The sequence below is a fragment of the Paenibacillus apis genome (genome assembly GCF_018333295.1).
GTDB lineage: Bacteria > Bacillota > Bacilli > Paenibacillales > Paenibacillaceae > Fontibacillus > Fontibacillus antibioticophila.
In genome coordinates, this window is sequence record NZ_BORS01000002.1 from 394,132 (window position 1) to 406,949 (window position 12,818).

Below are 12,818 nucleotides of genomic sequence, written 5' to 3' on the forward strand. Positions count from 1 at the left end.
GCATTCAAGCTGTAGATGGACGGCATTTTATTTTTTGTAATTAATAAGCGGTCCAGCCGGCATCTGCCGTAATCGTAGTCCCGTTGACGAAGCTTGAATCATCCGAAGCCAGGAACAAGGCAATGTTGGCAATATCCTCAGGCTGCCCCATCCCCGGATTGATCCCCATTCCAATTTGTGCTCGTTCTGCACCAAACGGATTAACCGCTGTCAGTGAAGCCCCAATATTTGTCTGCACCGCACCAGGAGCAATCGCATTACAGCGAATGCCCAACTGGGCATACTGGAAGCCAACGTTCTTGGTTAGTCCGATCACCGCATGCTTGGAAGCCGTATATGCAGCACCCGCACGGGAGCCGAACAATCCTCCGGCCGAAGCGATATTCACAATCACGCCTGCCTTCTTCTCGGTAAAGAGCGGCAGCACTTTCCGGATGGTGCGCATCGGGCCAGTCGTATTCACCGCGAATACCTTCTCCCACAGCTCATCTGTTAAGTCCCCTGCAGGGACAAAATTATCCATAATTCCTGCGTTGTTCACCAATATATCTACGGTTCCATAACGGCTCACCGTCTCATCAATCAGGCGTTGAACATCCTCCTCTTTAGCCACATTGGAAGCTATTGCGAAGGCCGTACCTCCTTTGGCTTCAATACCCTCAACGACCTTTCCGGCATTTTCCACACTTAGATCAGCAACGGCAACCTTGGCCCCTTCCGCCGCATAGAGCTCTGCAATCGCTTTTCCCATCCCCGAGGCAGCTCCTGTGACAACAGCTACTTTTCCTGATAGCTTCATGTTCTATAACCTCCTATTATGATAAAATCAACATGTGTTCGATAAGTAATTGCATAACTCAAGTATAAAAGTCACACGAACACCTAACAATCATGAAACTTTCCAGAATTGTTCATTAACCAACAAATACAGTGAAACTGTATATTATCTTGCAGTTAGGGGGAATCTGATATGCCGCAAGCCGAGGTGAAGCGGGATCCAAGAATTGTTCGTAGTATGACGGCCATGCGCAGCGCACTTCTCCAATTGATGTCCCGCAAGCCGTTTGCAGCCATTACGATCACTGAGATTGTAGGTCTAGCCGGATATAACCGGGGAACGTTCTATGCCAATTACACGACTAAGGAAGATTTGCTGGAGGACATGATCGGCGAAAAGATCAACGACCTGCTGCAATCCTTCCGAGCCCCTTACGCCCAGGTCAGTGAGTTCAGTCCGCATGAGCTGCACGCCAATTCCGTCATGATCTTCAATCATATTGCCCGAAATGCCGATTTCTATACCATTTTAACGAAAAGCGACGTGCTGCCTGCACTGCGAAAGAAAATGTTTGCTTCGCTGAAGAATATTCTTACAGAGGAATTGAGTTTCGAGGAAGGAGATGTGGATCAGGAATTGATGTTCATCTATTCCTTGAACGCCTTATTGGGCCTAATCTTTTATTGGATCGAAAGCGGATATGCCCATCCTCCTGCTTACATGCAAGAGCAGTTGGTGAAAATCTTGAATCATATGCCGTCACCGGGAAAGAAGCTGGGGGTAAGAACCCAAGCCGTGTCAAAAAATCTGGATGAAAAAAGGGGCTGAAGATGTATCTTCAACCCCTAAGATTTATCTTCAACCCCTCTTCAACTTACCCGTTCTTCTGTGCCTCGATCCGCTCGGCTAGTTCGCTGAGGTATGTCCAGCGCTCCATCAGGCGTTCCAGCTCGGCCTCGGCCTGCTGCTGTTCAACCATCAGCACCTGCAGCCGCATCGCATCGCTTGCAGCATGCGCCATTTGCTCCGTGATGTCGGTAATCAGCTGCTCAGCGGCTTCCACATCCGCGTCGATGGTCTCATATTCCCTTTGCTCCTTGTAGGAGAACTTCAGCTTCTCCGCTCTTTCAGGATCCTTCGTGCTGCCGGAAGCATTTCCGGTCCCGGTTCCATTGCCCGAGCTGCCTTTTGCTCTCTCCGCTGAGCCCGCACTGCTTCCGGCACTATCCTTCGCCGCCGAGCCCGCCGCATTCATCCGTTCCTCGTAATCACTGTAATCTCCCGCATGTACGGCGACAACGCCATTGCCCTCGAATACCATCAGCTTGTCCACGGTCCGGTCCAGGAAATACCGATCATGGGATACGACGAAGACTGCACCGGGGAACTCATCGAGATAGGATTCCAGCACCGTCAGCGTCTGGATATCGAGATCATTGGTAGGTTCGTCGAGCAGGAGCACATTCGGGGCTTCCATCAATATCCGAAGCAGATAAAGGCGCCGTTTCTCGCCTCCGGAGAGCTTGGAAATCGGTGTCCATTGCGAGGCGGGCGGGAACAGGAAGCGCTCCAGCATCTGCGCTGCCGTGATTCTTGAACCATCCGCCGTCTCAACGACCTCCGCGGCGTCCTTGATATATTCAATGGCCCGCTGATTCGGGTCCATCTCCTGATGCTCCTGGGTAAAATATCCCAGCTTGACGGTCTGACCAAGCACGACCTCGCCTTCCTCAGGCTGAATTCGTCCTGCGATCATATTGAGCAGGGTCGATTTGCCGTATCCGTTCGGCCCTACGATTCCAACGCGGTCTCCCGGCACAGCTGTATAGGTTAAGCCGTCGATCAGCAGCCGATCACCGGCGGATTTACGGATGCCCTCAATTTCTACAATCTTGCGCCCCAGCCGGGTGGAAGCTACGGAAATATCCAGCGACTCGTTCTTATACTCCGGCTTCATCCCTTGCAGCTTCTCGAACCGTTCGATTCGGGCCTTCTGCTTGGTCGAGCGCGCCTGAGCGCCGCGACGAATCCAGGCCAGCTCGCCCCGCAACAGATTCTGCCGCTTCTGCTCGCTGGCTGCCTCCCGTTCCTCCCGTTCGCTTTTCAATTCAAGAAAACGGCTATAATTGGCTTCATAGCGGAACAGACGCCCCTGATCCAGCTCCAGCATGACATTGCATACCCGGTCCAGGAAGTAACGGTCATGCGTAATAATCAGCAGCGCACCGCGGCGCTTCTGAAGGTAGCTCTCCAGCCAGGCCACCGAATCATTGTCGATGTGGTTCGTTGGCTCGTCCATGATGAGCAGCTCGGATGGCAGAATCAATGCCGACGCCAGGGCAACACGCTTGCGCTGCCCCCCGGAGAGCACCCCCATTTTCCGGGAAAAATCAGCAATCCCCAGACGTGTCAGTACGCTCTTTGCTTCATTCTCCAGCCCCCATGCATCAAGACGGTCCATCTCCTGGCTTAATCGGCTGACCCGTGTCTGCAAGCTTTCATCTGTCGGCAGAAGCTCCAGCTCCTCGACCGCCTCCATATATTGCGAGACGAGTTGATGTTCTGGTCCGCCGTTTTGAAATACCCCTCTCAGAACCGTCGTATCAGGATCAAATTCCGGATTTTGTGCTAAAAAAGAAATCCGAACTCCCCGATTAATCGTAACCTTGCCCGCATCAGCCTGCTCCAGGCCGGCAAGCACCCGCAGAAAGGTCGACTTACCCGTCCCGTTTACCCCGACCACGCCGATCTTATCGTATTCGTCCATCCCGAAGGAGGCCTCCTGAAACAGGATTTTCTCCCCGTAGCTCTTGCTTAATTGTTCAGCTGTCATTATGTTCATATGATTAACCTGCTTTCCGCTTCCACCAAATTGATCTTATATCACTCTGCGCCAAGCAAGCCAACCCAAGACCGGCTTAGCCAAGCGATAATCCCAGGCCGGCGGCAATCAAGCCCGCAGTCAACGCACTGAGAATATTCACAGCATCATTGTTCATCCAGACCAGGCCCCGATCCGGCAACGTAGGCTTGCCGCAATGCACCTCGACCTCCACCAGCTTGTCACAGACCTGGCAGCGATACATCCGCTGGACGGTAGCTCCAAGCAATGAATCGACATAGGCTCCGGCAAATCCCGATGTCCCGCCGATCAACAACCATTTTCCAAGCGAAAGCCCCATAGGAAGAGCTATGGAACCCTCCCGGCTCCCCCCGGCAAACTGACCGAGCGAGCCGACCCAGCCGGACACTGTTTCTCCCAGCCCAAGCCAGGCCGCCCAGCTTTCCCATTCGGGCCATGCCAGCAGCAGCCAGCCTGCTCCGCCTATCATCAGCGCTCCAAGAAGTGCGGCCCCGCTGCCAAGCAAGGATACCCCGCCTGAAGTTCCTGCGGGCACCGGCCTCCAGGTAAGCAGCGATCTCGGCTGACGACGGCTGAGCCCTCCCAGCTCCGTCGCCCAGGTATCCGCCGTCACCGCAGCTAGCGTACCCAGTACGAAATAGGCCCAAAATGGATCCGGCCATAAGGCATAGCCAAGACACGCTGCCATTCCTGCTCCGCCGTTTGCGAATACTTGTCCCGCATCACGGCGTCCTGTCTTGGCGTAGGACTTCTCCAGCTCCTGCTTGCGCTCGGCCTTTACCTTGGACAATATTGATGAGCTTATAAAGAATAACAACAACAGTCCAAACCAGAACCAGGTTCCCTGTGCAGCACCGAAATAGACGGTTCCCATCAATATGGCTGCCGCCATACCGGATAGAGATAGCGATTGCTTCCGATAAGCCATTCCTGCAACCAAAGCGGCACCCAGCGCGCCAATTCCCCAATAAATCATGAACGGGATGGACCGGACAACACTTCACAGCGACCCAGTACCTCGCCGCCATAGGCAATTTCCAGCTTGTCTCCGGCGAAGATCGGCCCTACTCCTTCCGGCGTACCGGTAAAGATCAGATCCCCCTCGCCCAATCCGTAGCGCTCCGCTATATAATCAACGATCTGCTGAAGCGGGAAAATCATATTTCTCACATTCCCTTGCTGTACAAGCTCACCATTCTTGGTCAAGGTAAAATCCTTCTCGGCAAGCTCCTCCGTACCGGGAAACGCAACATATGGCGTTAAAGGCGCCGAGTTCCGAAAGCCCTTGGCCGCCGTCCAGGGATGCCCCTGCTTCTTGAGCTCGCTCTGCACATCCCGAAGTGTAAAGTCAATTCCGAATGCCATCACATCGACGAGCTCGTCCACGTTCATACCCGGTTTATAATCCCGGGCAATCCGCAGCACAAGCTCAGTCTCAAAGTGAATCTCTCCCCGGTTTCCGGGAAGCTCTAATCCACCCTCATGCATCGACACGGCAGCATGGGTCGGCTTCATAAAGATCATCGGCTCCTTAGGCACTGCATTGCCGAGCTCCTCCGCGTGCGCACGGTAATTCCGCCCCACACAATATATATTCGAGATCATCTTGTTGCCCATTATCTGTTCCTCCCGTTAACTAAATTCGGAGCTTTAAATGCCGATGGCCATAGCTCCGGACGATTCGTACAAATGAGCAAGTCCGGATGCAGACCTGCAAGACGGCGCATAACCTTCACCTGATCCACCGTCCATGCCATCACATCCAGGCCGCGTCTTGCCGCTTTGGCTGCCAGCTCCGCGGTGAGCCTTTTGTAATTGATCGAAAGAAAGGAGCACTGCAGCATTTGCAGCCGCAAAAACAAATCCTTTGGCAGTTGATCAATAATCAGTCCGGTTCGCAGCGACCTGGCATTCTCCTTGACTTTGGACAGCGAACGCAAATCAAAGCTGGTCAGCACTACTTCATGTTCCATGCGATGCTTTTTTATCACCTCAATAACCTTGTCTTCCAGTCCGGGATACTTATTCCCATGCGTCTTCAATTCGATATTGGCCTTCAATCGGCCTTGAATAGCCTCCAGACAGTCATCGAGGGATATCAGACGTTCCCCCGCGTACCGTTTTGATTTCCAGCTGCCCGCATCCAACGCAAGCAATTGCTCCCAGGTATAATCCTTCACAGGCCCACGGCCATTGGTCGTACGGTTCAAGGTGTAATCATGAATCAGAAAGGGAATCCCGTCTCTGGATAACTGGACATCCACCTCGATCCAGGTCACATTTGAATCCGATAGAGCTAATTCGATCGCCGCCATCGTATTCTCAGGGGCCGCTCCTGAGCAGCCCCGATGTGCCACGCATTGTATCGGCATCTCTATCCGCCCCCTGTGTGTACCTCTCCCGATTCTTTTATTCTTACTCCCGGAGAAATCGCTTCTAGCTCGCTCCAGAGCTGAGTACGCTCCGCTTCATTCATCGGCACCGGCTGTCCTACCTCTGTTCTGTAAGGAACCAGCTTCAGCTCACAGTCTCCAGCCTTGCTGCAGGATGCCTGGAACACAGCGGTCTCCCAGGTGTTGGGATCCTTCGATTTTGTAAAAATAAAATTCCCTGTACTGTAGGCGATCCATTTCCCCTTATAAGACTCCAGCCCTTGGAGAACATGGGGGTGTCCCCCGATGACCAGATCCGCACCTGCATCAATATACGCGTGAGCCAGTTCAGTCTGATGCTTCTCAAGCTCAACGGTCCGCTCTTTCCCCCAATGAACAACCACAAGCACAAGGTCAGCCTGATCACGCGCTTCCTCAATCGTCTTCACCGCTTGTGTAGAATCGTAGGTAGCGGCGACTCCAGGCCCTTTACCCGCTGCCCATTCTTTTCTCGGAATCACCCGCGAGAACCCGCATAGTGCAATCCGTATGCCATTTCGTTCAACATAGACAGGTGCAAATGCCTCTTTACTGTTCTTGCCAGCACCGACATGAAGCACGCCAGCCTCTGAAAGATGCTCAAGCGTATCCAACAGTCCTTCCACACCTTGATCCAAAATGTGATTGTTCGCCAAATTCACTGCTTCTACCCCTGCCCGAACCATTTCCGGAATGGCCTTAGGCGACGATTTGAAGACAAAAGTCTTCTCTTCCTCAGGCGTTCCCCCCTCCGTTACCGGGGTTTCCAGATTGAGTACGGTCAGATCATCCTGAAGGAACAGGTCCTTGACATGCTTGTAGGGATAGTCATAGCCTGCTTGCTTAAGCTTGTTCTCGACCTTCCCGGAAAACAATGTATCCCCGCCAAAGGAAATCACCACTCGCTCCTGTTCACTTGTACCTGACGCCAAGTCCGGATTCTCTTCCGAAGCATCGACTTCCTGATGGGACTCCCCGGAAAGATCATTCTCGGATTCCTTCCCCTCGGAAGCACCCTTCTCCCCGGTCTCTCCATCCAGCTCCGCAACAAGCTCCGGAGGAACTGATTCGCCTTGCTCCTGCACCGAATGATCCGGTTGTGTTGCCCCATTCTCAGCAGGCCGATCCATCGTAAACAAATAAGAGGCCAGCACAATAATCATAAAAATGAGACCGAGATTAATCCAAACCCATATTCGTCGCTGCCTTCTTTTCTTACTCGCTTGCTTCTTCTTGTTTTTCTCAGAACGCGGTGGATACATCCTTATACTCCTTCAACTTAAAAATTGCTCCATGAAATCATTACAATTCGAAATCTGATCTTATTATATCAGCTATCCGGAAATAAATAGAACCCTCTGCCAAAAGCAAAGGGTTCATTCAAAGCATCTTCAGGGTTTAAATGTTGAAATAATACAATCGCTAAGCGTCTCCATATAGAGCGGATCCGTATTTAACGAATCGATGCGCTCCAATCTCATATCCAGCTCCTTGGCGATGGCCTTGGCCTCGATATCCAGATCATACAGGACCTCCAGATGATCGGACACGAAGCCAACCGGAGCGACCAGCACATCCTCGATCTGTTCCTGACTCAAATCCCGCAGCGTATCCAGAATATCCGGCCCAAGCCAAGGCTCTGCCGTCCGGCCTGCGCTTTGCCAGGTGAACTGCCAGGACGTGACTCCAGCCTTCTCTGCAACAGCCCTGGATGTCTCCAGCAGCTGATCCTGATAGGGGTCTCCCATCTCGAGAATTTTAGCCGGCAGGCTGTGAGCGCTGAACAGCACCCGTACCTTGTCACGCAGGGCACCTGCTTCAACGAACTGCTCCAGCTTGGCCGATACGCGCTTGGCCAAGGCCTCTATAAGCTGCGGATGAAGATGGTAGCTCTTCACAAATTTCATGACGATTCCGTGTTCGGCAGCTTTAGCCTCAGCACGTTTAATGTAGCCCCCGATGCTCATCACAGAGTAATGCGGAGCCAGCACAATGCCAACCGCCTCCTTGATTCCATCCTTCGCCATCTCAGCAACGCCATCCTCGATGAACGGAGAAGCGTGCTTCAGCCCTTGATAGCATACAAAACGCTTGTCCTGATAAGGATTCATTCGATTCAGTGTTTCCTGTAGTGCAGCTACCTGATTGTCTGTGTTGGCCCGAAGCGGAAATACGCCTCCGACGATCGCTTCATAGCGATCGGTCAGCTCCTTGAGCTGATCCTCTGTCGGGGGATGACCCCGACGAATGTGAGTGTAATAAGCCTCAATTTGGTCCATGCTTTCCGGTGTGCCGTAAGACATCACCAATACGCCGATTGTTGTCATAACGAATTCTGTTCACCTCTTCAATTAATAAGTTCTCTATAAGTTCGTCTAAGCTTTCCGCCTGGCAAGCACTTCAGCGGAATAGTCGTGCACATAAGCTGTGAGCTCCTGCAGCTTCTCTAGCGATGCTTCAGGGAACAATCCGTGTCCGAGATTGAAAATAAATCCCGATGTCTCCAGACCCATATCGATGATTTCTTTTGCATGCTGCTTGATGACATCCATAGGTGCCGTCAGGAGATAAGGATCCAGATTACCCTGAATGGCATATTTGCCTTCTGTTCGTCTGCGTCCTTCCCGAATCGACACGCGCCAATCCAGTCCAATCACCTCTGCCTGCAGAGAGGTCAGCTGCGGAAGAAGCTCTCCGGAGCTAACACCAGGGAAATAAATTTTTGGTACATTCAAATCGGAAAGTTCGGCAAAAATACGGGTAATTACCGGCTCCACATATCGTTCAAAATCTTTAGGCGCGAGCGCGCCAACCCAACTGTCAAACAGTTGAATAGCCTTTCCGCCACTATCGACATGCGCTCTTAAATAGGTGATCACCATATCTCCCAGCTTGTTCATTAGCATGTCCCAAAGTCCGGGATCACTGTACATCAAGGTTTTTGTCTTGATATAGCTTTTGGAGGGACGCCCCTCAATCAAATAGCTTGCTATCGTAAATGGCGCGCCTGCAAAGGTAATTAACGGGACATCAAGCTCCCGGTCCAGGATGGAAATGGTATCCAAAATATGCTGCAGATCCCTGTGCACATCAATGGGCTTCAGCCGCTCAATGTCCTGCCGTGAAGAGATCGGATTGGCGATAACCGGGCCAATATTTTTGACAATATCAAAGTCCACACCGATCGATGCAACCGGATTCATGATATCAGAATACAAAATCGCTGCATCAACCCCAAGCTTACGCACCGGCATCAGGGTAACTTGGGCCGCCAGCTCTGGCTGCCGGCAAATTTCAAGCAAGGTGTATTTTTCCTTGATTTGCCGATATTCAGGATCGTATCTCCCAGCTTGGCGCATGTACCATACCGGGAGCCGATCCACCTCCTGCTTGAAGCAGGCGCGGATAAACCGGTCATTATAAGCCACTAAATCAGGCCTCCTGTTCACTTAATTCACTAAGCTTTATTATGCCCTTTTTAAGAGCAAGTCTCAACATTCGCGCCGTGATTCTCACAGACTCTTCATTCATGTCCATCCCATGACAACATATCGACAATGCTGCCGGACAGCCCGAGGAGAGCTTTTAACTGTGGTATAATGGAATAACTTGTTTACTTCGAGCCGGATGACGCAGAAAGGAAGTGAAGCACATTGAATAAGTCATGGAAGGTTAACCTCATTGTGCTCTGGTTCGGTCTGTTCTTTGTCAATGCGGGAATGACGATGCTTACCCCGTTTCTCTCCTTGTTCCTTGCAAGGGATCTGAATGTGCAGGGAGAGCATGCCATCGCGATCTGGGCAGGGATGATCTTCGCAGCCAATTTCGCCACCTCCTTCATCTTCCAGCCGCTGTGGGGCAAGCTTGCCGATAAATATGGCCGCAAGATTATGGTGCTGCGCTCCGGCTTCGGGATGGCCCTGGTCATCGCCCTTATGGGCTTTGCGACACATCCTTGGCACTTGCTGGCCCTCCGGCTACTGAACGGAACCATCTCAGGCTTCAACCCTGCAGCCGTATCGCTGATTTCAGGCACCGCACCGAAGGATAAGATGGGCCTGGCCATGGGAACGATGCAATCCGGTACTGTCGCCGGCACAATTCTGGGTCCGCTAATTGGCGGATTATTAGCGGAATGGATCGGCTTCAGGCCTATTTTTTTTGTGACCGGAATTTTATTGTTTCTGGCCTCAATGCTCACTCTGTTTTTCGTGCATGAGGATTTTGACCGGAAGGAAGCGGCGCAAATGCCGCAGGTCTCTGTGCTGCAAGGCTTCACTGAGCTGAGCAAAACCCCTCAGTTACTTGCACTATTTATGGTAACGCTGCTGCTCCAGTTCGCTCTGGTCAGCCCCATGTCCCTCCTGCCGATTTACGTCGAGAAGCTGCATGGCGTACCGACAGACGTGGCTTTCTGGGCCGGCTTTGTCTCTGCAGTCGCAGGGATGTCCAATATGGTCACCTCTCCCGTGCTTGGAAGGGTGAGCGACAAATTCGGGGCTCATCGGGTACTGACGGTCTGTCTGATTGGAGCCGCCGCCAGTATCATTCCGCAGGCTTTTGTAGAATCGGTCTGGCAGTTGATCCTTGTCCGCTTTGTGATGGGCGTATTTATGGGAGGACTGCTTCCGAGCGTGAACGCCTTGATTCGGTTCTATACCCCGGATGGCATGGAGAGCCGCGCCTATGCCTTTAACAGCAGCACGATGGCGCTCGGGAATATGCTCGGTGCGATGATCGGCGGATTCCTCGCCGGATTCATAGGCATCGAGGGACTGTTCATTGTAGCCGGAGCCCTTCTGCTTGTAAATATGGTCTGGGTCAGAATGAAGCTCTATGCCCATCCCGCAAAGAGCATTCCAGAGGGCCGCACCTAGCGGCTGCTGATTTTGGAGAGCCATAGGGCGGATCATTTAGTTCAACTTATCTAGTACTTCTCCATCAGCTTCGCCAGCATGACATAAGCCTGTTCCTTCGTCAGATTGGCCTTAGGCTGGAATTGGTTAGCGCCTGTCCCCTGTATAAGTCCAAGGTTATGTGCAGCATAGGCATCGGCTTTCGCCCAGGATGCTATTTGAGCATCGTCGGCAAAGATTGCGTTTGAAGTGTTTACTCCCGCAGTATTTCCGCCAAGCTTCTTGTACAGGTTCATCAACACAACTACAGCCTCCTGCCTGGTTAACTGCTTGTCAGGAGAGAATAATCCCGCTGAAGTGCCTTGAATAATTCCAAGCTTGGCCGCATGGGAGATTTTCGGTTGAGCGATATCGGTGAACGGGCTTGCCACTTCCTGCATTTCATAGTTTGTCAGATATTGATACAGGTTAAAACCAATCGTGGTGAACTCCTGCCGGCTGATTTGGCGGGAATGGTTGCTATCTGCCACACCGTCAAGCAGGGCATTGTTTTTCAGATTCATATAGTATTCTCGCGCCCATGAGCTAACCGTTGCATCGGAGAATTCATTTTGCGGATGAGTTTGCGCACTGGTCTGTGGTCCAGATATGGATTCTTCTTGCTGCTCGGCTGCAAAGAACTGCGTATCATAAGCGATCGAAACCGCTTGGCCATTCGCCTTGCTGTAAAGTCCCGAAATCTCGATATGAAATTGATCCTCTGGATTATATTTAATGCTAGAATCAGGCCGGAAAATAATACAGAACGGGATCGCATAATATCCGGTGTCTACCTTAAAATACTTGCCACCCTTATTCTGATCGCTTGAATCCAGGCTCCATACCTTGCCGTCTGCTTTACGCGTCATCTTTACCTTAATTCCACTTGTCCGCTGATTATCATAAATATCCGGATTCAGCGAGACCGACCATGGATCCTTATCATGCCATACTTCTAGCGGGAACTGTCCCGCCGACGGCCAGGCAATCTGATCGTAAACCACTTCACCGGCCGCACGAGAGGCATCGAACGAGTACATATTAGAGTAAGGCACTTCCATCGTGCCCGACTGACCGACTACGGCGCCAAACATCGTTTTCTTCATACGTGGATTCAGAATCCAGCGGCGGTGTCCTACTCGATCTATGTTGTTCTCGCCGGAATCCGCCATATAAAGATCAAAGACGGCTTCTCTAAAAGTATCAGCCCCATATGCGATATTGCTGTTTTTAGCTGCGTTTGCTCCTAGACTGTATAAATCCTCGTTCATTCCTTCTGGCCGGGAAGGGTAATGACTAAGCTGCCCGTTTACGGCATTTAACAAAGCGGCCGCCTGCTGCTGTTTGCTTAGTGTGTAATCCGGCTGTACATCATCGGGAAGACCGGCTAAATACCGGGCTAGATTCACCGCTTTGATTCCTTCTAAAATATATGTATCCTTTAGCTTACCCGCTGTATAAGGTGCCGTTATGCTTGGCCGTTCCTCATATGCCTCTTCCCATAAGTACTCTGCATCAGGCTGTAGTGGTGCATATTCCTTCATCTTCTGCACAATCGCTTCGCGCGTATGCTGCTCTACACTGCCTTGTACATCATGTTTAGCATAGACTTCCCGGCCAGGCAGGATTACCGTCGCAGTTAGCACCGCAGCTGCAACCACCGTCGCTATTCTCCCCCTTTTCTTTATATTCTTGTTCCTCTTCTGACTGGCTGACATCATCTTGTCCATGGTCCCTCCAATTTACTCTGAATTTAATTCCCTTCTATTTAATTTTCGGTTTGAAATAGTGAAATTTGAAGTAAAAAAGGCAAAGCATATTCCCCCCACTCAAAAAGGAGGTATGCTTTGCCTTTAACCGCTCACTTTGAT

At 51.5% G+C, this 12,818-nt stretch carries 11 protein-coding genes; 2 read left to right on the forward strand and 9 right to left on the reverse strand.

The features are described 5' to 3' along the window. Positions 1 to 40 precede the first annotated feature (40 nt). A complete protein-coding gene (locus tag KI362_RS04415) occupies positions 41 to 799 on the reverse strand; it encodes an SDR family oxidoreductase (RefSeq protein WP_301625133.1) in 759 nt (252 codons plus the stop codon). A gap of 171 nt (positions 800 to 970) precedes the next feature. On the opposite strand from KI362_RS04415, the gene KI362_RS04420 reads away from it, so the two are divergent. Then, positions 971 to 1,606, forward strand: a complete 636-nt coding sequence (locus KI362_RS04420; protein ID WP_301625135.1) for a TetR/AcrR family transcriptional regulator — start codon at positions 971 to 973, stop codon at positions 1,604 to 1,606. A gap of 46 nt (positions 1,607 to 1,652) precedes the next feature. Here KI362_RS04420 and KI362_RS04425 read toward each other — a convergent pair whose 3' ends face one another. From KI362_RS04425 to hemE, 7 genes are all read right to left on the reverse strand, one after another. Further along, entirely contained in the window at positions 1,653 to 3,620 is a 1,968-nt protein-coding gene (locus tag KI362_RS04425) for an ABC-F family ATP-binding cassette domain-containing protein (RefSeq protein ID WP_301625137.1), read from the reverse strand. Between the two features lie 76 nt (positions 3,621 to 3,696). After that, positions 3,697 to 4,614 carry a DUF92 domain-containing protein gene (locus KI362_RS04430; protein ID WP_301625256.1) on the reverse strand — a complete coding sequence of 306 codons (918 nt, stop codon included), beginning with the start codon at positions 4,612 to 4,614 and terminating at the stop codon, positions 3,697 to 3,699. Beyond that, on the reverse strand, positions 4,614 to 5,258 hold the full coding sequence (locus KI362_RS04435; protein WP_301625139.1) for a fumarylacetoacetate hydrolase family protein: 645 nt from the start codon (positions 5,256 to 5,258) through the stop codon (positions 4,614 to 4,616). The genes KI362_RS04430 and KI362_RS04435 overlap by 1 nt, the downstream gene beginning before the upstream one ends. Further along, the gene (locus tag KI362_RS04440) at positions 5,258 to 6,013 is read right to left on the reverse strand and encodes a glycerophosphodiester phosphodiesterase (protein ID WP_044477799.1); all 756 of its coding nucleotides are present in this window, start codon (positions 6,011 to 6,013) and stop codon (positions 5,258 to 5,260) included. Before KI362_RS04440 ends, KI362_RS04435 begins: the two co-directional genes overlap by 1 nt. A 2-nt stretch (positions 6,014 to 6,015) precedes the next feature. Continuing rightward, positions 6,016 to 7,314, reverse strand: a complete 1,299-nt coding sequence (locus tag KI362_RS04445) for a CapA family protein (protein WP_301625140.1) — start codon at positions 7,312 to 7,314, stop codon at positions 6,016 to 6,018. A 129-nt stretch (positions 7,315 to 7,443) separates the two neighbouring features. Further along, on the reverse strand, positions 7,444 to 8,379 hold the full coding sequence (gene hemH / locus KI362_RS04450) for a ferrochelatase (RefSeq protein ID WP_301625142.1): 936 nt from the start codon (positions 8,377 to 8,379) through the stop codon (positions 7,444 to 7,446). A 48-nt stretch (positions 8,380 to 8,427) separates the two neighbouring features. Continuing rightward, complete coding sequence (gene hemE / locus KI362_RS04455) at positions 8,428 to 9,480, reverse strand: uroporphyrinogen decarboxylase (protein ID WP_301625143.1); 1,053 nt, start codon at positions 9,478 to 9,480, stop codon at positions 8,428 to 8,430. A 225-nt stretch (positions 9,481 to 9,705) separates the two neighbouring features. On the opposite strand from hemE, the gene KI362_RS04460 reads away from it, so the two are divergent. Beyond that, positions 9,706 to 10,929: an MFS transporter gene (locus KI362_RS04460; protein WP_374705619.1), complete on the forward strand. Its 1,224-nt coding sequence runs from the start codon at positions 9,706 to 9,708 to the stop codon at positions 10,927 to 10,929. 50 nt (positions 10,930 to 10,979) lie between these two features. On the opposite strand, the gene KI362_RS04465 is transcribed toward KI362_RS04460, so the two are convergent. Next, entirely contained in the window at positions 10,980 to 12,677 is a 1,698-nt protein-coding gene (locus KI362_RS04465) for an S-layer homology domain-containing protein (protein WP_301625145.1), read from the reverse strand. Positions 12,678 to 12,818: the final 141 nt, after the last annotated feature.